The organism is Candidatus Omnitrophota bacterium, from assembly GCA_028707125.1.
In the GTDB taxonomy this organism is placed as follows: Bacteria; Omnitrophota; Gorgyraeia; order Gygaellales; family JAQTUX01; genus JAQTUX01.
Window position 1 is genome coordinate 424,668 of record JAQTUX010000002.1, and the last position, 24,369, is coordinate 449,036.

At 51.5% G+C, this 24,369-nt stretch carries 1 protein-coding gene (cut by both window edges); it reads right to left on the minus strand.

Positions 1-24,369 carry part of the coding region annotated (rfbB, locus tag PHR44_08080; protein ID MDD4910614.1) for a dTDP-glucose 4,6-dehydratase on the minus strand (this coding region is incomplete at its 3' end). Its footprint runs off both ends of the window (12,973 nt to the left, 23,173 nt to the right), so 24,369 of the 60,515 annotated nt are shown.

The window sequence follows — 24,369 nt, forward strand, 5'->3', positions numbered from 1 at the left end:
CGGGACGAAGCATGTATCCGGTGTATGCACCCTTCGGGTTCAGCCGAGGCGGCGCATTCCTGTCCCTATTTAACTTCACCTGTCTGTACAACCAGGCAATGATGATAACCAGGATATAAGACACCGCCAAAACCGCCGCGACAATCTTAAACAGCCGCCCTGTATCCCATTCTTTATGCCAGTCGTCAATCAGGTCAAGGCGCTCCTTGCTGTCCAGTTCACCGTTTAGGTAGCGGTAACCCTGAATGTGCCAGACGCCCTCATAACTTCTGTCGCCTGAGTAAAGCTTGATCAACCTGCCTATGCCGGTTTCTCCATTAAACAGGACGGCTGTAATGCCGCTCCAATCCGACACGCCTACCGGCCTCCTGCCTCCGGAGAATGCCTCTCTTTCGCGAACCACATAATCCGCGGCAATACGGCCGTCCTCACCCAGCGCGTAAGCGGTCTTATCCGCCTGATAAACCTTGGTCAGATATTTGTCGGCTCCATCAGCCGATATATATCCTCCCTGTGGTATCAACCACGACATAACAGGCTCTTCTTTCGTATCGTTAAGCGTGATCTCCCAGAGATACCTGTCCACTAAGACTCCCTGATTGCCGATCGCGATATTCGCCTTAATGTAGTAACTGAATATAGCGTATTTTCTTCCGTCTAAGCGCAGGGCCATTCCTTTAATGAACTGCCTGCCTTTTCTGCGTTCATCGACCCTGTAAACAAACACTTTCTTGCCTTCCACATCTTCCACTTGTAAGCCATAAACATGAGATACATAATCTTTCCGCGCGTATTCGGCGGCGTTAGGGCCTTTACCAGAGTCAAATTTATGGGTCAAGCTCTCTGCCGCGAAACCAAGATGATCCCATCCGGCTGACTCAAGCGCGCTAAGCTGCTTGGAATAGAACATGACCGTAAGCCACTCGGGCTGGCTTATAAACTCGCCATTCTGGCCAAACCTGTGGCCGCTTAATATATACATCAGCCGGCCCTCGCCGCTCTTGCCCATCATGTATCTTTCCTTGATAAACTGCGCGCCAGATAATCTTATGACCTCGACCTTAAAGGAATTATAATCTTTATCAAAACCGGCGGTAAATGCCGCCTCGCCGTCAAGCTTTGTGGACTCAAATTCAAATATCCTGTCCTTATAAAAGATGCCGTCTATATCCTTGAAATCTACTATCTTGGGGGCCTTGTAGAAAGCAAGCTCTAAGGGATGCCGGTTGCCGGCCTCATCATAAGCCGCCACTATGGAGGTCCAGCCGATGCCGTATTTGTCAAAATCAGTGGCGTAGATCTCCAGCGTCGGCTTACCCGGCTTGTCTTCCGCGTAAACAACCTTCTTTATTACGTTGCCTTCAAAATCTCGCGATGTGCTGTAGACAAACTCAAGGTCCTTCTGCAGGGACCCTCCGGCCTTATTCCATAAAGTAACCGTATGAGACGACACGATGCGGCGGTTAGCCCAGTCCAGAAGATCTAACCGTCCTACGCCTACGTGCAAGGCGTCAACGACGCCGTCGTTATCAATATCTATGTGGTATATGGTATCGGCGGTGGCGTAGATCTCCAGGACCTTAAGCAGCACCTCGTCCTCCGGGCCGTTTTCGTATGCGAATACCTCATCCCTGTCAACCGGCCATTTGCTTATTGTTTCTAACTGACCTAGCGCAGCCCGCCATCCCAGGAACACCTTATAATCATCACCTTCGCGCCTTAAATGCCTCTTACCTACTATGTATTTATTGACCTTGTCCCTCACTTCTGTAAAGGCGAACCATTTATAGAAATCAACGACCAGGTTTTCCGTATCGTTGATATACCAGGATAACGCGACCATAAACGGCTCGCCCGTAGCCCCCTGCAAAACCGGATCATCCAGGTCAAAACGCAAGCTCAGGTCCTTGTCGCCGTAGCCGGCCTCTATATCTATGAGCCCTCTCTGGGAAATGATTATTGTCGGCAGGTCTTTCTTGCTGAATGCCTGATAAGTATGAATGAGCTCTCCGCATTCGGGGTCAACTATAGTAAGTTTTACCCAGGCAAGCGCGCCAACATCGGGGATAGCCCTGAACATATTGAGGCCGGCAAGATAGGCGATCAATTTGTTTATGCGCTCGGGCCAGCTGTTAGGCAGGTCTTCATATTTTATGTCCTCTGCCTTCATCACCATCTGCGTGGCGGTAAATTCTGTTTCCGATGTCTGTTCAGCCAGCATAGACCAGGATTCTTTTGTGCCTAACGCTAACTTCGACACCTCAAAGAGCCGGCGGCCGTATTTGATCTTGATCAACTCCTTATTGTTGACAAAACCTGCTTCGCGCTCAAGTTCCTTCTGCATGTCATACTGCTGGACCATCAGGAACGCTATGTCTTGAGTTATCTTGCATTTATTATCGATCTTTAATACGAAGTCGCCTATCTCTATCGCCCAGCCGATCTGCTCGCCCAGATCAAAAGGCACCTGGCTCTTAACTTCATAACGCCGCTTCAAGGTCAGGCCCTCGGGCAGATCGGGGAAGGCCGCCTTGGTGGTCTTCTCGCCCCTGTCAACCAAAGCGATATAGCGGTAGCCCTGCTCTGTCATTTCCTGTATCATTTCTAACTGCGGGATGAAGCTGCGCAGGTCAACATCAGGATATATCTTGGACAGATCAGGCGCGGGGGCGCTGGCCTGCGCGTCAACATAGACGCGGATCTCCGCGTCCGTGCTTAATGTGGCAATGTCCTTAGTCCCATCCCAGATCGGGCGCATTGCCTTGGCAATCAAAAGCTCGGTTACCCCGCCCCACTCAAATTCGCCTGTGGCGCCATTGGCATTTTTAAACGTGAAGAAGCCGAAATGATCTTCCTGGCTGTTAGGCCTGGTCAGATCCTGCTCCTGTGTCGCGGGGTCACCCGGCGTCTTATACCATTCCTGGAAGGCCTGGAAGAAGAAAACGCCGACTAATTTTATGTTACCGGCTTTGCGCTCGGCTTCCATACGCTCCACAACCTGCTTATACTGCTTGATCGTTATTACCGCCAACTCTACGGGGTTGGCCACGATCTTCGGGTCCAGGACGCCGAGTTCAGCAAAGTAATACGGCCAATCCGACTCGCTTGCCTCCAAACTCTTGAAGAATACGCTCAGATCCGCTTCGTAGCTGTTGAAGGCAAGGAATACGCGATTCTTCAGGTCTGCCTTTACCTCATTTACGGCTGCCTGCTTGTTGGGGTCCTCTTTTGCCAGGTTATCCAGTTCTTCTATCAGATACTGCTCAAGCGTCCCTCCCTTCCTGATCATCTCTTTTGACTCGTTAGGCAGCTTACTGAATGATGTGGCAACCGGATGATCGGGATCCTCCACCAATGTCCAAGCCATTTCCTTTGCCGCCTGGCGCAGGCCGTAATCTAAACTGGCTCCCGGGAACTGGCCGGGATTCTGGTTAAATTCGTTGAAGAACTGCCAGATCAGGATCTCGGGATGATTCTTGAATTCGCTGATAAACTCTCTGGATCCCCTGCTCAACACCTCCGACCCGGGATGGAAGCGGCCGTCATACCAGGGCAATATGTGTATGCCGGGAAGCTTATGCATAGCCAGAGAATCAAGCATATCTTTCTCAGGCGGGTAATAAGTCAAAGTAGAATTTATAGCCAGCGACACAAGCTGACGCATAACATCCGGCCCGTAGATCTTGACCATATTATGCGTATTAAGCAGTATCGCGCGGCCGTCCAGTCCGGGAGCGACGAAGGAAAGGTTCAATCCCCGCAGCCATTTAATCTCCACTCCCTCTTTTATGAGCCCTTTTGCCGGGTCAAATCTGACTCCGTCCTTGAATGCGGGCAGCGATTTCCTGGCCTGGATGATCTTTAAAAGTTCGGCGTTTGCCGCTTCCAGGAGCTGGCGCTCCGGCCCCCTGACAAGCTCTTCAAAGAAACGGACATTCTCTTTATATGCCCGATTGCCGCGGATTATCTGGCGCACCTGTTCGTAAGTAAGGTAGGAAAGCTGCCTTGGGCTGCCTGGGATATCCTCTAAATTAAGTATCGCCACCGGCGAGGCAATATCATAGGGCTCATCCACCTTCTCAATCGGAAGCAGGTCTTCTCCATAATGGAATATATATGCCTGATGTTTAGAATTCGGCATTAGAATGACCATAAGCCCGCCCGCGAAAGGCGCGTTGGGGTTTTCAGGATAGTAGGTAACAACCTCCGCGCGCTCACCGGAGATAACTTCCTGTTCGTCCGCGCGCTTAACGCCCACTCCGATGCCGAACATACGTTCAAAACTGCCGTCTGCCTTCATCCTCAAATAGTCGTTGAAACTGACGGTGTTGCCGAATATGTCAATGTACTGAAGCGGCTTATCCGCTGTGAGTTTGACCTGACAGCCTATGGGTTTTTTAAGGTCTGACTCGACCTTCCCTTGGACATCCTTATACCCCAACTTATAGATATCGGCAAATCTGGGCAATACCTTATTTTCGGGGTCGCTCGCTTTGTAGATATCGGTAAAGCGGGAAGGTATGTCTTTCAGGAACTCGCCCTTGCGTGATTCCGCGTCCGCGAGCGAAAGGTTCTTTATATACTCATCCTTTTCCGGGTCAAACGGGTCAAGCATCACCAGATTATAGGGCTGGTTGGGAATGTTGTGGCGTATCTGCGAGATGCCGCTTAAATAGTTTTTCCTGTTCTTTATTAAATAATCAAAGGTGATGTTCCTGGGAGTCAGGCCTTCGCTATAAAACACCTGATAATCTCCTGAACCGGCAGCCGTGGCAAAGGCCCCGCTCCTGGCTGCCTCGGCCGCCTTCCTGAGTGTCTCGGGGTCTATCTGAATAGGAGTAAATTCCGACTCCATACCCACAACGTTCAAAGGCTTGACAGTATCGTCGTATGTCGTACTGTTGGTATAGACCTTTGTGCCCTTGCCGTCCAATTTTTCATAACCCCACTTCTCGCTCGCTTTATCAGAGCTGCTCGCGGGATCCGGCCATTGTTTTTCCACCATATGATGGATATGGCCGTTAGGCAGGACTATCGGCCGGTTGCCATGATAAAAATACAGCTCCAGCGTAATAGGAATACGCCTGTCTTCATTCTCGGGCCAGCCCCAGGCAAGGACCCGCATAACCTCAGTGCCGTCCGGCGCCTTGCGCGGATTGAAATCAGCAGGGTCTCCCGGTATTGTATAGAATCTGTAATTGTCGGTGGTAACCTCTATCTTGTCGTCGGAATACTTAAGGGTATCTTTGGCTACGAAGAGCTGTCCGTCAAGTATCTGGTCATCCTGTTCTTCATGCAGGTTGGGCACGTCCACGGGTATATAGGCAACATCATTCGGGTTTCTCTTCGGGTCTTTTTCTCCGGCAAAACGGGGATGCTTGATGTCAACATACTGCGGCACATCCCAGAACATGCCCGGCCATGCGCGCTTCTGGACATAAACAAGTCCTACCGACTCATCAAAGTTCTCCATATCTCCAGGCAGTTTCGTTACCCAGACCGACTTATCCCCGCCTTTCTTGTCGGTGGAAAGGATATTTATTATGCCATATTTCTTAAGCGACCTTCTGAATTTACCGTGGTCTGTGATCACGCACACCTTACTTTCGGTGCTTATCGCCTCCTCGGGCGTTGACATTGTGAGAGAGAAGTCCTCGGGCATTATGGCTGAGAACGAAGAATCAAGGATGTCCTCGCCTGTCTGCGCGGGGAATGCCGGCGCGTGAGAGCCATCCAGGCCGACCAAGCCCTTTATCCTCAGCACCAGTTTGCGTTTCTCATCATAGCTGGGCTTGAGGATATAATCCCTGCCGCCGACCGTCATTATGCCCTCGTCTATCCTGGCTAATTCGTCCACGGTTATCTGGAACAGCTCATCTTCGGTATAGACAATGAAGACCGTGTCCTTGTCCTTAAGCAGCTCCCTCTCCCTCTCTAACATGGTCCTGGGTACTGAAATGGCCAGGCACTTCTTGCCTTTATATTCCGCGTATTCATATTCGCCGCGAAGTTTATCCGCAGAAGGAAGTACGGTCTGATAAACCTTGAGCGTGCCGTCGTTCTTATCCTGGACAACCTCAAGGCCAAGTTCTTTTTTGTGGTTCTTAAGCTCCGTAACGGGAATATACTCATTGCAGCCGGTTACTGGATTTAAGGCGATATACTCGTTGTTCTTGCGGTTGGTAAGCTCATCCCTGGCCTGGAGGCTCGGTTCAGAGTCGTAAGGCGCTTCCTTGATATGGTAGGCCTTGCCGTCAGGCAGGGTTATGTCGTAATCCCTGACGAAGAATTTGTATTCCCTTTCTCCGGTCAACGGGTCTTTGAACGGCTCGCCGTAGAGGTGGCTCTTAACTATCTCTTCAAACTGCTTCTTTGTAATATTGATACGGCCCTTATTCTCTTCGTATATGGAGCCGTAGCCTTTAGCCTCTGCCGGCTCTGCCTGGCTGCTTACCGGTGCGGGTTTGGCCTTGCTGACTGTTTCTGCGGGTTTGGGCTGAATGCCTGCCGCCTCATCCGCGAGTTTTGCCGCGCCTATGCCGAGGTTATCCTCAACCAGGCGGCCGTCCGCGTCCCTCTCCAATCTGAATACCCTTCTGTCCGCGCCCTCAACATATACCTCTACCCTGTTACCGCTATCGTCCTGCTTTACGTAATAATTAAGCAGGTGCTTCTTGCCTTGCGGGTCAATATGAGTAAATGCCTTGCGTTTTAGCTCTTCTTTGCGCAGTTTATTATCCGTACCCTGCACATATTGGAATGTCTTTTCTTCGGAACTGATGCCCAGCTTCTTAAGTTGCGCATCAGTCATAAACTTGAGCACTGCTGTGGGGGCGTCTGCGTCTACCGCGGTGGGTGATTCTGCTTTCCGGCCTTCGGCGGGCTTATTGTCCTGGGCCCTCTGGCCTAAAGCAGCGCCTGCGCTCTTCTCTTCTGCCATGATCAACGCTGTCTCTTTCACGGTCTTATCGCTGGGGGCGACGATAACTTTGTCTATATTGCCGGTGGCGGAGTTTTCAACATACGCGACCTGGCGATACGCGCTCTTGCCTTCGTTAAAGGTAACTCCGCCTCTGATCACCGGCGGGCCTGTGGGCTGGGCATAGCCGAAGGAAGCGAATTTCCTCAAGGCGTCGCCCTCATACGGCACGCCGGCAACCCTGCCGTCATGCCTGGTGACGCTGGGGCCGCGCCTGCCGCCTTCAAACATCTGCACAGACATACCCCAGCTGTTGAGCCGATGATTGTTGCGCTGCGTCATCGTGTATCTCCACTGCACCTTATATTTATCGTTATCTCCCAGCGGCATATCAAAACTGAATGTGGTCCCCCTCAAGCCAAAGCGCTGATTGCTGAAGTAGGCCACACCTATGGCGTGGCCTTCATCGGTAAGATTCAACCTCGCCTTGGCGCCCAGCTTGGAGTTCTGCTGGCCCCAGAGATACTCTAACGCGGCGTAGAAGTTCCTGCTGATATTCGCCTCGCCCTTCACGCCTATATAGTTAAACTCGCCCTTCTGGTTGAACATGTTGCGCTCATATTCGCGCCTGAAGAATGTCTGTATCTTCCAGTGGGGAATATCATGCTCTTTATCCTCAATGCCTATGCCGAACTCGCCATAGCTGTATGCCTCGTTCACGAACATGTCTATAGGCACGGAGAATTCCTCGCCGGGCCTATCGGGATTGAATATCATTACCTTCGCGCGTTCATGCTCGCTGGTCTTAAGCGCGCCTGCCTCGGCATAGGCGAACACGCTCTTGAAGAAGCCGTCCTCCGCGAAATCCTCCCTGATGTGGACGTTGCCCGCTTCTATCTTGCCTTCGCCGTCCAAGGTGGCGTCGTAATAACCGATCACGCCTATGGTAAGCCGGTCCTTCTGCAGGCGTATGGTGGCCGCCGGGCAAAGGATCACGCGCCAGCGCTTCCAATGTTCGTATGCCCCTTCGGTAGACGTGTTGCTGGTGAGGCGCGCCTGATAGTCCTGTGCCAAGCCGGCGGTCATTCTAAGCTTGGCGAATTTTCCGAAGTCCTTATCCAGCACCAGCGCCACAACTCCTGTCATAGGCGCGCCGGCTGAAAGCTGCATTCCGCCCGAGTACAGATGCAGCGTGGACCCGCCAAAGAGCCGCAGCGCCCTGGTAACGAGAAAATCATTGCTCATCAACCCTTCTGATAGCGACGCGGATAATTCGCTGTCAGGGGACTTGCCCTCCATCATCGCTATCAAGTCCTCTTTCTCAAGGAACACAAAATTATAGTCCCTGGCTGCCGGGTCTGCCTCTATCTGCCTCTGCAACGCCATCATCTCATTGATCCTGTTAAGCAGGAGCTGGCGTATATTATCTTCCGCGATGTTGCCTCTGACGGCTTCTGAGAGCGTAGCCATAAAGGCGTCTTTTGCCTCAACAAAACCAAGCCGCTGATAATCCAGGTCCGCCTGGCGGATATTATTGGTCATCCATTCAATATAAGCCAACTGATCAGGCGTCCTTCCTATCAATATGTTTATTCTCTCGCGGGTTTCGTTGATCTTCTGCTCAATGCGCGCCAGGGCCTGCCCTGTTGCGCCGCCTGCCCTGAGCATGTCCTCTAATATGCCGCTGTATTCAATAGCGCCTATATTCGCGGGATTGATATCTTCATAATCACCGGGGGTAATTATGCCGTCGTTGCCGTATAGGGCCTCTATAAACATCTGCTCGGCATTGCGCAGCTGGGCGTCATTGGGCGAGCCGGCCAGTTGCGCACGTATTGTGGCAAGCTTACTTTCATAGTAGGCAATAGAATAAGGAGTGCTGGCCGGGGCATTCAACAGGCCCAACTCAAGGCCCATCTCCACGCGGCCCATGGTAATGGAGTCATACTGCGTATTCCAGTAAGTCATCGCCGGCAGCAGGTCTGAGCGTTCATTCTCATTCAAGCTTATCATCGCCTTGCGCCAGGCCTCAACCAGGCCCATAAGTGTATCCATATCCGGAGTATCAAACTCAGCCGGCTTAGGCAGTTCGTTGACCCACTGGAGCCTATGCAGGATCACCTGGACCCTGCTCAACGACTCCACCACATCCTGTATAATAGTAGGAGACAAATGGGTCTGCCCCAGGTAATTTTCATTAAGATCGTTCTTAAGCTCTTCGGTCATCCTGTCTATCGCGTCTACATACCCATTACCGCCGGTCTTGCCTATGTCTTCCAGCACCGTCTGGAAATTGTCAATTATATTGGTAACACTGCTTATATTGCTTTCCAGCTGGCTTAGCGCGTCTACGACGGATTGCATCTCCAGCACGTCTGCCTGATATCCGGTCTCTGTTATACCCGGGTCGGCTATGCCCAACCGCTGCCTGCGTTCCAGTTCGGTTTGAAGCGCTTCCCTCTTCTCTGCCAGGTCCTCAACCAGCCGGTTCCAGGCCTGTAAAAGGCCGCTGCCGCCTGCCGCCAGCACCACCGGGTCTTCTTCCCAGGAGGCGATCTCAAGGCCAAGCGCGATACGCAACTGCATCTGAAGCCAGCCAATAGCGCCGATCGCCAGCGGATTGGTTTCAGTGTCGCCTTCCAGCCAGACCCTGTAGTTCTCGCGCACATACTGGAAGAAGATTTTGTAGCGCATATCATCCCAAACGCGCTTGGCATCCTTTATGACCCTGATGCCGCCCATAACCCCCTGTATCCTTGCCGCGTGATACATAGGCACATACTTGCTGAAGAACTCCTTCTGCATCCTGATATATTTGCCGTATTCGTTCTTGATCCTGGTGTATTCTGCCGCCTTTTTGTTCAACTCCTCAAACGAGGCAATGGCCTTCTTGCGGGAAGCGGGGTCGTTGCCGTTCTTGAACTTATCCTCAATGATCTCCTTGACGATCGGTACCGACGGCGGGTTATCCAGATAGGTCTTGTTGCCGTCCTTATCCATCAGCACCCAATTATGTGTCTCGGTCCCTTCGTCATAGGCGTATTCAACGATGGCCGGCAGCACAGCGGGCTTGCCGTCAATGAGCCCGTCGGCGATAAAGCGCATGTCCCTGGTGATCACCGTGCCGGGCTTGAGCGTTATCTTCAGGCCGTTATCAAACTCAACTACCATCGCCTCCCTGATTATCTCCATATGGAGCTCCATCAACTCTTTGGCGTCGTTGATCAGGTAGATGCCGGGCAGTTCAGGGAATTGTTTGAAGGTAATGACTTTTGCCAGCGGCACCTGCATTGTCTGGCCGCCCTTCAGGCGGGCGCCTTTGACCATAAGCGCATCGTAGTCCTCAGGTTTGACGGCCTTACCGCCCAGGCCGTTCCGCATCGCCCAGTCAATGCGCGCCATATAAAGGGAAGGTATGACCACACTCCCGCTGTAAGGATTGATGTCGGCGTCATATGCCTCGGCAAAGTTTCCGTCCGACTCGATCTTATAGAAGCCGTTGTCATAGCGCAGGACGCTGCCTTTGGCCGCTACGCGCATGTCCCCGACGCCGCTATATGCGGTGATCTCCCCCGGAAGGACCTTGAGCTCGTTGTCCTTGTCATCCTTGTAGGTTAAGGTATCGTTGCCGTTGATCTCGCCCCCGAAATTAAGCATCGCGGTAAGGAAATCATTGAGCCGCTCATAATCTATTATGCCGGGTATTATATAGTCACCCAAAGGCAGCCAGGCCTCGCCTGATGTGGTCTCTGTCTCAAAGCCGTACTTTTCTATGGATTCCTTTGTATTGGGGAAGAATATCCTTAAAGGAGCGGTGGTGGTAAAGCGCTTTTCATTATATTCGCCGTTTTCATTCTTAAGCGGAACATTTAAGTCCTCCCTGACTAATCTGCCGATGACGCTCTCTTGCCCTGTTCTCTGATCTATCTCCCGCACCAGATGATAGCGGTAAGTCGGATCGTAATTCAACCTCGCGTCTATCAATGACTGTCTCTGCCACTCTGAAGAGAATGGATAGGCGGCATAAGGGCCGGCCTTTTCCCGCGGCATGCCCTCAAATATATGCTTGATCCACTGGTTGGGATCAGGCCCTTCGAAAATGAATAACTTATCGCTCTCCAGGTCATCTACTTCCTTAAACCACTTTATGTCTATGCGCGGGTTATACAGGACAGCGGACGTCCCTGCTTCAAAGATCTTAAATCCGGACGGCTTGACATTTAACTTATGGGGGACCATCACGCCGCCGTAGTGGCGCAGCTTTCCCATTACCGGCATATTCATTATATGGGTAATGCTTGAGATGAGCGATATGCCGGAAAGCGGGTTGAACATACCTTTGGCGAATAAGCCGTATAAGATATTTATCACGTTTATGAAATCATAGCCCTGGCCGCCCAGGCCGAATCCCAGGAATACGCTCTTTGCCACCCTCAACTGCGCCAGGGCGCCTGCTGCCTGCGTATCCAGGGTCACCATAAAGCTCACCGGGTCAAAGGTGATCTCCTCGCCGGCCAGGTATCTCTTGTAATTCTCAAGGTATCTCTTGATATTGTCGCGCGTCTCACTGATGCGCTGCTCAAGATATGCCAGGGCGCGCGCCTTGCTTTCGTCAATGGCGAATTTGATCCTGAGTTCTCTGGGGTCTTCGGGCGCCTGCCTGCCTTCGTCATTGGCAATGGTCAGAGGGTTGTCTCCGGACTTCTCAAGGAGGTTCATCACTGTGGAGGCGAGGAAGACCGACGAATCCTCAGGCGTATAAACATCGCCCCAGGCAGGCACGCGCCTGTCTGTCTGCGTGGCAAAAGGAAGCGTGTCTTCGAAGGCCATCGCGTCCAGGCTCTTGCGGTATTTATCAACAAGGTCGTCCCTGCCTGCCTTCTTATAGAACATCATCGCCTCGATCGTACGTTCGGGGCTGCCCAGGTTAAGCGCGTCTTTCTCTTTAAGCTCCTGCTCCAATTCCTTGATCTCATCCGTAAGCGCGCCTATCTTCCAGGCGATCTCATCCAGCTCTTCTTTTGTCTTCTTCTTGTCCTTCTGCTGCTCCTTGAGACCCTTGATCTGCCGTTCCTTGAAATCCATCAGCTCTTTGCGCGACTTGTTATATGAATCAAACAGCCGCTTTCTCTCCTGACGTCCGGCAAACGCGATCAGCGTGACATCTGCCTCTTTGACCCCCTCTGCCCTGGTCTTGTATTTCGTGCCCACGCTTGCCTCTGTCTCCAATGCCTGCGCGAGCTCCTCATAGGTCAAGCCGATACCTTTCAATTCTTCTCTGGTCATTGCCAGCGCCGGTATTGCCTGGGCATCGGAATAGAATGTCTTGTCTATCTCGTTACGCGTAATGCCGCCGAAGAACCTCTTCTCCTTTTTATCCGCGAACAATCCCATTGCCGCGATCACCTGCCGGGCCTTTATCCCAAAGCTGACCCCTGTCTTATCCTCGTATGCCTCGTAGGCCTTTAACAAGGCGATGGCGCGGCCGTTCTCCTCAGTCGAGACACCGCCTATCAGGCGCGGCTCTATGAAATTGCCCGCCTTATCCATACGCAGGTCATAGCCCTGCTGCAAGAGCACCGGTTCCCGCGACATATCTACGCCGCCCAATTCCTCTGCCGTAAACATATCCTTTAGATCGCTCAGGCGCAGCGGCCGGCTCATAACGGCGTTGGTGATCTCCTGCGCCAAGCCAAGGAACGCGTTATCGCCGGTAGCAATGGTATAGGCGAGCATGCTCAGCGCCAGCGCCGAATCCACGCCTGTCCTGGTCCTGTATATCTCTATCCTGCCTGTCTGGGCGTTGAAAGCCTCCGGTATACCTCTGAAATACTGTTTCCTGTCTGTCTTTACGTAATTATTCTCGTAGAACTTAAGATAGAAGGAAAGCACTGCCTTTGCCTCATCCTTCCTGTCTTTATTGAGCAGCCACATCACCAGCACTGCCTGGTCAAAGGTAAACGCCCTGTTTGCCTCAAGCGCAAAACCCGGATGGGACACCCACAGCCCTGTCTTTTCCAGCTTGATGATACCGGCCTCGATCGCCTTTATGCTCTCCTCATATACCTCTCCGGTCTCTTTCCATATGGTTGCGGCACCCGCGTGTGACTGGGCGTTCTTGAATGAGACATCCAGCCACTCCTTGAGCGACTTCCAGTCATCCATTACCTCGCGATAGCGTGCCCTGAAATTCTTCTCAACCATACCGAAATCCATCGCTGTCAGGTCAGCCGCATTCTCAACAATAGCGTTTATGTCCGTATATACCCTGCCCACAAACGCCTCTTTCCGGGCAGCGTTAAGATCTTCTGACAGCTGCGCGGCGACAAACAGGTCAAGTATCTCTTTATATTTGGCGATAATGCCGTCCCTTCTCTGCGTGATCAAGCTTAATTCCTGCCTCTCCTGGGCGCCTATACCCTTATCGTTCTTCTTGTCATCAAGCGCCTTCTTGGCCTTTTCAAGCACGGATGGGGCAGGGAGCAGGGCCTTTAATTCTTTTACCTTGTTTTCAACGGCCTTCTCTATACCGTCTTTGCCCAGGCGCGCCTGAATGTCCTTGTAATTGTCTGACGGCTGCCACAAATCATCCGGCCCTATAGCCCTGGCTGCCAGATCGCCTCTTGCCTGCAGTTCTTTCTTGGCATCTTCTACGTTCGCCTTCATCTCATCAATCTTCGATGCTTCAACCTGCAGGGGCTGGACCTTTTGTTTAGAAACCGCCTCTTTGGATGCCTTAACTAAATAATCCTCTGGATCAACTTCTCTGCCGTTGATGCCGCCTTTTCTGATCTCAAAATGTAAATGGGTCTGAGGTACATTATAGGCATTGCCTGTTCTGCCCACTGCCCCTAAGACGTCTGTCTGTGTAACCTGCTGTCCTTTCTTCACCTTAATTGAATCTAAATGAGCGTAAAGCGTATAGTTTTTGTCCTTGTGTTTAATTATCACTGTCTTGCCATAGTCCGTCTTTGAGCCGGCAAAGACGACCTCTCCTTCTAACGCAGGATGCACGTCCGTGCCTTTTTCGGCCTCTATATCAATGCCTTGATGTTTATGGTTGTTCCTGCTGCTTACTCTATAATCGCCGAATTCACTTACAATGTCTCCTGCAACCGGCCATGTGTAAATATTATTTTCTACTCTCCTGTCTCTCGCTATGGCGCTGAATACGATCAAATGAAGCGGTATCCTCCATGTCCCACCCGAAATCTGTTTTGTCCGCGGCGCCAGGGCATCATTCAACTCCTCTATTCTGGCGTTAATGCCGGTTGATATGCGCTTTAATACCGCCTGGTGCGTCTGCCTGCTCCACTCACCGGTCTGCTCAAGGCCCAGGCCCTTCTGCAGCGCCTTGACCTGAGAAGACAAGAGCTCGGTGTAAATGGCGTTTGTCTCCTCATTCAGATATTCGCCGTATAACCTGATGCCGTCCAAGCCGTATTCCTTTTCTGAAGAAGAAACCCTCTTGTTCTCTAACCATTTACCCACGATCTCCCGTATGCCGATCACCCTCTGGTCTTTCTTATTGCCGTCCACCTTGAATATATCTGAGTCATCGCCCTGCCATTTCAACTCTTCCAGCCCGGCCTTCTCTTGTTCCAGCACAAGCAGGTCGTTAAGTTTCTTCAGCTTATCCTCGGCCGCTTTTATGCCGGCATCGTTTTTCTGGGAATCGTATTCTAATTTAAGTGAATTGATCTCAAGGCGGGCTTGGATCACCCTCTCTCTTAAGTCCTTAAATTCGATGCCGGCCCTATGCAGCAAGGCCTGCTCGGCAAACAGCCCCTTCCTCTCATCCATCAATGTATTGGCCCTGCCTTCATAAACGGCGGTCAACTCCTCCCGCAGGTTCTTCCAGTCATCTTCGTCAAGGTTCTCGGTCAGCTTATCGCGGCCGTGTATCCTGTAGAAGATATTAAGCGCCAGCACGGGGGATTTATCTACGGGATAACCCGCTTCCTTAAGTAAGCTCATCAATATACTATCGCTGTCGGATGAGGAAGCGCCGTATTTACTGAAATCAATGGCCAGATCATCAAGCGTAATGGCCTCAAGTTCTGCCTTCTTAAGTCCTGCCTTAATGCCCTTTATCTCCTCATCGATCGCCTTTATCAGGCCTGCCCTGTCCTGCGCTGACCTGGCGTCAACTTTTTGTCTATCCTCAATTTCCTCTTCAAGGCCGGCGATCTCTTTCCTGATTTCAAGCAGCCGCAGATTCTCTCCGGCGGCCCTGTTCTCTTTTACCTCTAACGCCTCTTTCTCTTTATTTAAGGCCTCTATCTTCTCTTTGTTGATGCCCTGTTTCAACTGCGCCATCTCTTCATCCAGCGCCTCAACCTGCTCGTCGTCTTTGTTCGCTGCCTTAATAAGGGCGTCCCTGTTTATCTCAAGCAGCCTGATGTCCTCTTCCGCGGTCCTGTATTCATTCGCCTCCAATGCTGCCTTTTCCGCGGCAACTTCCCTCTCTGCCTTTATCCTGCCTGACTCTGCCTCAATAGCACTCCACTTCTGGACTAACCTTCTGTACGCGCTGTCTTCGCTGCCCTGCGGATCATTCCAATATTTCCACAGGCCGTTGGCAACCTCGCGCGCCGCTGAGCGCTCCTTGTAAGTAGGAAGCTCTGATATGGCCTCTTCCTGGCGGCCGCGCGCCTGCTTCTCTAACTCTGAATACCAATATTCGCCCTGCTGCCTCTCCTGCTCCGCCTTTTGCCTCTCGCTCAGGTCCTCTTTCCCGCCCAGGGTATAATGGATGAACTGCGGTATAGACGCTCCGGCTATGGTCTGCGGTAGAAGAACGTGCCCCAGGCCGATGGCGCCCGGAGGAACAATGAGTTCTCCGTCCTCGCTGAACTGTCCCGCGCCTTCCAGGCCGTTTGCCAACGCCATTGCCTGCTTACCGCCGTAGTCCTTGAACAGAGGATGGTTGCCCATTGCCTGGCCGGCGTCAATGATCAATCCGATCTCAGCCGAGATCAACCACATATGCCACAGGCCGATGTAGAAATCCTTGCCCGCCCGCACCAGAGCCATATAATATCCGTTACGATCCTTTGTCTCTATGGCGGACAGGTCGAATAACTTCCTGATGCCCTTGTCCCCATAGAATGCCGCGGTGAGGATTATTAACGCGGGCGCGGCAACAACGGTCAAGGCCGCGGCTATGTCAAATCCGGCAAACAACACACCCTTCCTGACGGCGCCGGCCGGTATTGACCCGCCTCTTTCTTCATATATCTTAAGGTAACTGTTACGCAGCTGCGGTATTTTCTTCAGGTTAAGGGAGATGACTATAATCGCCAGCCGGAACATCTCTTCCAGCGTATACTGCAAATGCAGCCCTGTCAGCAAGCGCTTCATCAGCATATTGCCGCCGACTATTGAAGGCGGATTGGCGATATTCCAGCCGAACAATGCCGCCAGGGGCCCGGCAACATAATCGCCGGCCAGGGCAAGCACAGCCCTGCCGATAATAAACCTGACAATTCCGGAAGCAATAGGAAATGCCGCTTTAGCGGTTGTCCTGATGTTCTTCAGGGCATACACGGCCCGGCCTGCCAGGTCTGTGTTGGACACAGCGCCTACAGCCAGGTATTTGTCCTCCACGAATTCGGCAAACTGAATATTGGTCCAGATATAGTCAAAGAAGAAGTTCCAGAGCACCGATGCCAGATACGGCGAGATAACGCCGAATATGGCGCCATAGAGGATGCCCGGAGCGCCTAAATAAGTCCCGCCTACGACAGCGCCGATCGCCGCCAGGGCCTTTATGTAAGCGCGGCGGTTAAGCACATCGTACGCGAAACTTAAGAAATCCTTCTTAAGCGGCCTATTATATTCTTTTGATTTTAAGAATCTCTGCCAGTCATCTTTGGTGGCGTTCATCAAGGCAATGATCAGGCAGCCGGAGAATAACAGTTTGGCGGGCTTGCCGCGGGAAAGGCGGCGGATGTCCTGCGCCAACTTGCCGATACCTAACAATAACACTATGGAGGGGAACACGTAAGGAAATACACCGGCGATATAGGCGAGAACGGGAATGTTTGAATGAAGTATTGCTGCCGGAAGCGCTGCTTTTGTGGAGCCGGCGAACAACTGCAGGCCGTAAGAAAGGACGGAGATGCTTGTGATCAAACCAAATGACTCTTTGAGGAATTTGCGCGCCTGAGAAAGGTATCCCCTGTCAGGGCCCCTGATCCCGCCGTGCTCCACGCGCTGCTGCGTGACGCGCGCTGCCTGCGACAAGAACATTACAGAAGTATAAACGAAAGGAATGGATAACAGAAATGCCGCGATACCCACGATTGTCAGAGGATTGGCAAAGGCGTAAAATGCCATTGCCGCCACCGGAATCAGGGCTACAACGCTCATAGCCATTGAACCGCCGGCAGTAGCGCTGCCGGGAATGCGCTCAGAAGCGGAGCTGGAGGCCTGCTCCCGGCGCTCAGCATTTACAATACCCAGATCTTTGAATACATCGGCGGGGATAGTCGGATAGATTGCGCTGCCGCACAATATCCTGAGGAATCTTTCCTTATCCTCTGACGAGATATTCCCGGGAGCGCCTTTATAAAAATCAGGGCCCTTGATTATGGCGGAATGCAATATATCCTGAGCAGCATAGCACACAACAACATAGAAGCTCTTTACGGCTTTGTTCTGAGGAGACGCCGTATTACGTATCATATCCCAGGACGCTTTGACGGCGCACTTCAACAAGGCCTTGCCCGGCTTACTGATCTTCTGCGTATCCTCTGCTTTAAGGTTTGCTTTGACCCAACCGTTCATAATAAACATATCTAAAAATTCGGAAAATGCCTGCACGGCAAGCGTTAAGTCATTGGGCATCACATAAATGCTGCCGCCTCGCAGCAGAAGCCAGACGGCTGAGGCCTTCAACTCCTCGGGAAGACGGCCCTCCCTTATCTCTTGAGGAATCTGTTTCTTCTCTTTATATGCCTCCATATATTGATTGCGGAGACGCGCGTACTCTGTGCCTATTGTGATCTCTCTATCGCCGCTCTTGACCCGCTTTGTTGACCTTATAAGACGCTCCTCAACCCAGCTGTAAAATTTGTCCTTATCCCTGTTTTTATATAACAGATCCTTCTTTTCCCTTAGCCACGCATTCTCCCAGAGATACTGCTTTACCAGGTTATCTATGTAAGCCGGGCTTAAACCGGATGACAGTATCGCGGTATTTACCAATTCCCTGACCGTCTTTGAAATCCGAGGGCTCTTCTGCACCGCAATTTCAACGTCTAACATACCATTCAAAAATTCAGGAAGAATATGAAATTCGGAATCCGCCCTGTCTTTCTTCTCCCGCCTCAATCCCTCTATATAAACATTTACCACTTTGTCTATATAAAATACCTTTTCAATAATATTATAGAGATTTGTGGTCTTTAATTCCTTTGACTTGGCATGTATCGCCTGTTTTTGCGCCTCACCTTCAAGGCCGCTTAATTCACACCAGTCCTTGATCAAGCTGACAAGCACCTTAGATGTGATCCTCGCGACCAATTCCTGTTTATTAAGCGTCCTCTTAGCGGTAAGGAACCCGAATAATCCTCCGCCGTTGCCGTTCCCTGAAGAGCTTGCCTTTGGATTATTTTCCGCTAACGGCGGGGCAATGCTTATGTTAACCCTGGGCTGATCTTTGGTGCCGTTTTGTATATCTATATGGATCTGCCGCAGTACATTTAATATCGCGGTTGCCAGATCAACTGTCTGAGAAAACACATCCATGCCGTCCAGGTCCTCAACAATGACCTCTTCCGGCATATCCAGCTTCCCGGAGGGAGTCAGGAAGGAAAATTCCAATCTGCCTCCGTTGTTTACGGCGGCCCTGGGTACCACTATACCTGCCTTGCCGGACGCGAAAAGCTCGCGCGCGCCTATGTGATCAAATCCGGGGAACATCGCTTCTATTTGCGCCGCGTGCGATGCTAATAACGGATGCAGCGTTACGCACGAATGGTCTAAATGCGGATTGTCTCCTATGGTTACCAGTATGGCATCGTTAAAATAATGCTGCATCTGATGTGACTCATAAAGCGCGTCATTTACAAAGGCGAGCGAGGCCAATTTAGTAATGGTATATTTCTCCTTCTGGTCTATCCTGATCAACGCTTCTGATATGGGATTGCCTTCCCTCCACCTGTTCCTTACCCTTACATACCTGAAACACTCCACCCCGTTGTCTCCCGCGAACATCACACCCATAACGACGAAGTCAAAATCATCAACGGTAACATCAAGCTGCCCTAATGAATGGGCCAAACCGCTGAATCCCTGGCTTTGCCTGAATGCCTGCAGCAACTCGTCTGTCGTATTCTCTTCCCGGATATTGACTACCGCGGTCCTGTCCGTATTAAGGCCGACAAAGTGCCTGCCGTTCCTTAAGCTTATAATTAACTCTTTCAGATCTGCTACCTTGGGGCTGTCATTGCTGTCTACCAAAGTATTATCTAAGTCAATAGAGAATATCACCGGGATCTGAATGCCCTCCAGGATGCTATTTATCTGTTCGCGCATATCCTTCTGTGATGCCATACCAAGACGCGTGAGAAGCCAATTAGTAACAGATGAGGAAGATGATTCTCCCTGTCTCTCCTTATAGGCCTGTGTGTATTCCTCCCTGTCCTTTTCGCGTAAGCCGACATACAAGGCAAGCAGGCCAACCCCGAAATCCGCCCCCTCTGCGTGGTCCATAAACCACTCTGAGATCAGCGTCAGCGCGCGCTCTGTTTCTAAGAGCGCCGGCCCCTGGTCATTCTTGCCTAAGGCCTGCAGCTTATTCCTGATGACGGCCTTAAGATAAGCCGGCAGGCCCAGCAACGCGCCTTTTTTGAACGACTCCGCGCCTATACTGTGGTCAACGCCGAATGTCTCAAAATCTATCCGCTCATTCTCCCCGTGGAATTTCATCTTAAATAACACCCAACGTATAAAGTTTACATATGATTCTATCGCGGGGCCGGTAATGCCGCTGTTAAGAGGCCTGCCGTTCTCTAAAGTAACTATTTCCACCGGGCTATTATCTAATAATTGCTCTAAAGAAGGCATTGCCCTGCGGACCGCGTATCTAATGGGATATGTGGTGGTTAAAATACTGAAATGCCTTCCTGCCAGTTCTCCCTCCTGAATCTTCATTTCCTTCTTAAGGGCATAAGACAGCGCGATCTCGTCGCCTTCCGGCACGTTATGGCCTCTATCGCGAAGGATACCCTCCAGCTTCATTATTTTATTGCGTATTATATCCACTGCGGAAGACGCCACGGTCACCCGGTTCCTGCCGTTTTCCTTTGAAGCATACAATGCCTCTTTGTCTGCCTTATACTCTAATGTTGCCCGGTCATTGCCATGTTCCGGAACAGCGGCAACTCCCAGGCTTATAGTAACGTTAAGGGCCTCGCCTTTATATTCTATCTTGAGGTTCTCAACCGCCGCCCTTATTCTCTCGGCAACTATTTCCGCGCCTTTGGCATCAGTTTCGGGCAGTATTACCGCCATCTCTTCGCCGCCGTAACGCGCTACGAAATCATTGGGACGTACGGCATTCTGAATAGCCGCGGCCACCGCCTTCAGGACTTCATCCCCTGCCTTATGGCCGTGTGTATCATTAAATCTCTTGAAATGGTCTATATCGATCATTATGAGTCCAACAAAATAACCTACGCCACGGTGAACGGCGCGTTTGAGCTGCTTATCCAGCTCGGAGTCATACGCCCTCCTATTATTCAGGCCTGTCAAGGCGTCTGTGGATACCAGCCTTTCCAAGCGTTTTATCTTGTTATTAAGCGCCAAGTAAGTCGCGGCTGCTCCCATGACTATGCCGACTGCCACACCAACCACTACCGCCGAAGAACTTGGCTTTTCCGGCACAGCCACGCCTGATACGGAGTTTACCTGATCAGGCGTGGTCTGTGTGGTTGCCGTCGATGCGGTAGACAGGGATATGGTTGTTGCGGCTGAGCTGGACCTTGCCGCGGATGGTGTCTGCGTCTGTGCCTCCGACCTCTTCCCAGGATTCTGCTGTGCCGTTACGGGCGTAGACGCGGCCCGCGCCATCGTCAAACACAAGGAAGATGCGGGTCTTTCCGCTGGGTTCCTTTCCCGCTCCGAATACTGTCCTGTCCTTGCTGAAGATGACGAGGTGGTCAAACTGGAACTCTGCGAAGTTGATCCTGCACATTTTAATGCACCTCCTTCAATTAAATAGCGGGCGCGCTCGGTGGGGGTCAGGCCCCGGAGGTATCGGGCCACCAAAGCAACGCCCGCTATTATATTTGCCGCTGTAATCACGAGCCCAGCCACGGGTAGGGTGATCCCTGGCGGCGAACTTGTTCTTTCTAATAATTCAAAGGCATTCCTGGCCTTTTCTATCCTCTGCTCATCGGTCAATCCTTCTTCTTGCGCCGCGGTCAGATTTACCATTACCGGAGAGACCTCTTCAATGACATGCGGCCTGGTAAAGTAGGCGTCATCCTGCGCGCCCAGGTAATTTCTGCACCATGCCTGCGTGACCATAGTTATGCGAACAGCATTGATGTACGGAAAGCGCTTATACACGAAATCAGTTGCCCTGTAAATATCTTCGGAATTAAGAGGACCGTAGCCCAAATGCGTTGTGCCTTTAAGGCTAGGGTGGGTATGCGCCATTTCCAGGAGGTCTACGAACTGCACGCCTTGTTTCTCATACAATTCGGCCAACCACTGCATTATATAATAAACAGGGATCGCGTTTCTTCCGCCTTCAATGAATCTGGTATGTGTCGCGCCCCCATATACAGCCGTGATCATCGCGACTTCGGTATTCTGGGTATTCCTCCTCTTGTTGCACTCTTTATGAAGAGCCCACAAGCGGACTGCCCTGCCAACCTCTACCTCTGCCGGTATGATCCTTATAACTGAACGCTGATGAAGTATAAGCTCATCTACATCTGCTCTGCTTATAATAGCTTCTCCGTCAAACGTAGTGGATTTCCCGTCTTTTCTGATTAATATGGGGTCAAATTCCGGAACTTCGTTATGAGGGACTGTTTTGAACAGCGAACCTGCGTATACACGAATTCCACCTGCTGTTTGCTCTGTATTCTGCTCAACAGCGACAGGTGGACTGGTTTCGTAGCGCTCTATTACCGCGGAACTCGCAACAAGAACAGCGTCAGCCGCCCTTTGTAACTGTTCAACCGGCGGCAGGATCGGCGCTATATAGGCCTTTCCGGTGGTCGCACTGCTGGAACCACTGTTTCCGTTACCGGAACCTGAACTTACACTCTGGGCGCCTTGGCCTCTGCCTGTATTTTCCGCAGGCAGGCCTGATTCATTCGCGTTCTTGCTGTCTGCTACTGCACTTCCTGCACCTCTACGATCAATATGTTTGCCCGCTTCTGGCTCGACGACCTGGCTTTGGGCAAAGCCAGCCGCCCCGCTTATCCCGCCTGCTCCGGTAGCGCTTGAGCTTCCGCTCAACATGGCGAACATCTGGTCAAGCGGAATACCCATACCCACCGTGGCTGGCATGGGAAGTATTATCGGGCTCTGTAAGATTGTCTGACTTGCGGCCGAACCGGCTGTATTAGAAGGACTGTTACCTATATTATTGCCGCCTGTGGGCGCCTGAGGCATACCCAACGGTTGCTGCGAGCTGGCAGGCGTGCCTGTTGGTCCATCCTTGGGCGCCTGTTGGCTATTCTTTCTGGCTTTATCCCTGCCCGCAGAGAAAAATGACTTAAGCATGTACTGAGAACGGACCAGTATATCTGTATTCCCCTCAACTGTATACCGATACGGATGATCACCTTCAAGCGCAACCAGGGCATTACCTTCCGGAATCTTAAATTCACCTACGATTTCTCCTCCCTTGTACCAATTCACACCCATATGGCCGACTATTTCCGCGGCTTCATTTGTTCTCAAAACACGGAATTCTCCGCTGTATACTGATGCCCCCTTAGGATATACATCAACGACCAACGTCTCATGGCCTGTTCCCGGAGTTACATACAGGTACCAATGCGCGTCATTATTTACCAACTCTACTTCCCATGCCGGGTCAAATATCTTTAATAACTGGCCGAATACAGTGTTGCGGGTCATGCAGGCAGCGCCATCCGGTAAATACATATTAATATGCCCGTATAATGATTCCACGACCTTCTCTAACGCGTCGATCCTGGTTATCGCGGTAATATCTTTTTGTTTCTTCAGGTTACTCAACTCACTTTCCGCGATGGCAAGATCATCTTCGGCATGAATGTCTTTAAATTGACTTATCGCCTTATCATATAAATCTATCGCGCCAATTATGTCCCCTCTTTCTGCCAACACCCTGGCCTTCTCAACTTTTGCTTCTGCCGTTGAGCTGGAAACAGGGCCTACGGGCGTAAGGGCGATGCTGCCGTCCTGCTGAAGCGCTATCCTGAAGAAATGCTTTAAATCAGCGGTGCTGGCAAGGGCCTCCGGCGGTTGAAGCGCGCCGTTAACTATCGCCCCTATTTTCAGCTCTTCTCTGAGTACCAGGGGCTGCCCCTTATAATCGTCTATCGGGGTGCCGACAGGTATTATTTGCACCGGCCTGATATTCCACGGTTGGATATCCATCTCGCCGTTATTATCCAGGGTTACCTTAAATTCATTGTCTTCTTTATCAGCGGCCATTACCTCTTTTGTCACTGATTTTATGCTGCCGTCCTTGCCCTTCAATATATTGATCTCGCCCTGCAGGATAAGCGGATGCTCATCGTCGCTGCTGATATTCTCTCCCTGCTTGCGGGTTATCTTTAAAGGCATAAATACAGTATGGCCGTCTTTGCCTGTTTCGCTTACAATCCAGGGATCACCCTCATTATCTACAAGGTCTATGGAATCAACGCCTGTCTTTCTCTCAAAACCGTAAGGAAGATATCCTCCGGCAGCGGGCCTTAACACCTTGCCGTCGTCCAGTTTTATCTCTGCAAGTATTGTTGCCTTATCATCGTCAAGGCACAACCAGCCGTTTATCGCCGCTGCCTGCTGCCTGGCCTTTTTCTCTATCTGCGGCTCGGTCAATTTATCCTTATTCTGCTTAGCGTCATTAACGGCGTTCAGCGCCTCCCGCGCCATTTCAACGCTCACCACGCCCTTATTAGCCGCGATCTTATCCATCATTTCATCTATTGCGGCTATGCCTGTCCTGGCTGCCGCGGGAAGGCCTTTAACCGTCGCCGCGATGCCCAATTTCCCAAACCTGCGCATATTCTGCCACAATAAAGGATTGATCCTCAATATACCCGCGTCTAACTCTATTATCTGTTCGGCGCCCTCTGCCAGGAACTCAACCCCCGCGGGCAACTGAGCGCCGCTTATGCCTAATTCCTTGAACAGGGCGGGGATCAACAACTGCGTCCCTTTCTCAAAGCCCCTGGCCGTAATATCCTTACCGTCAACCTTGAGCGGCT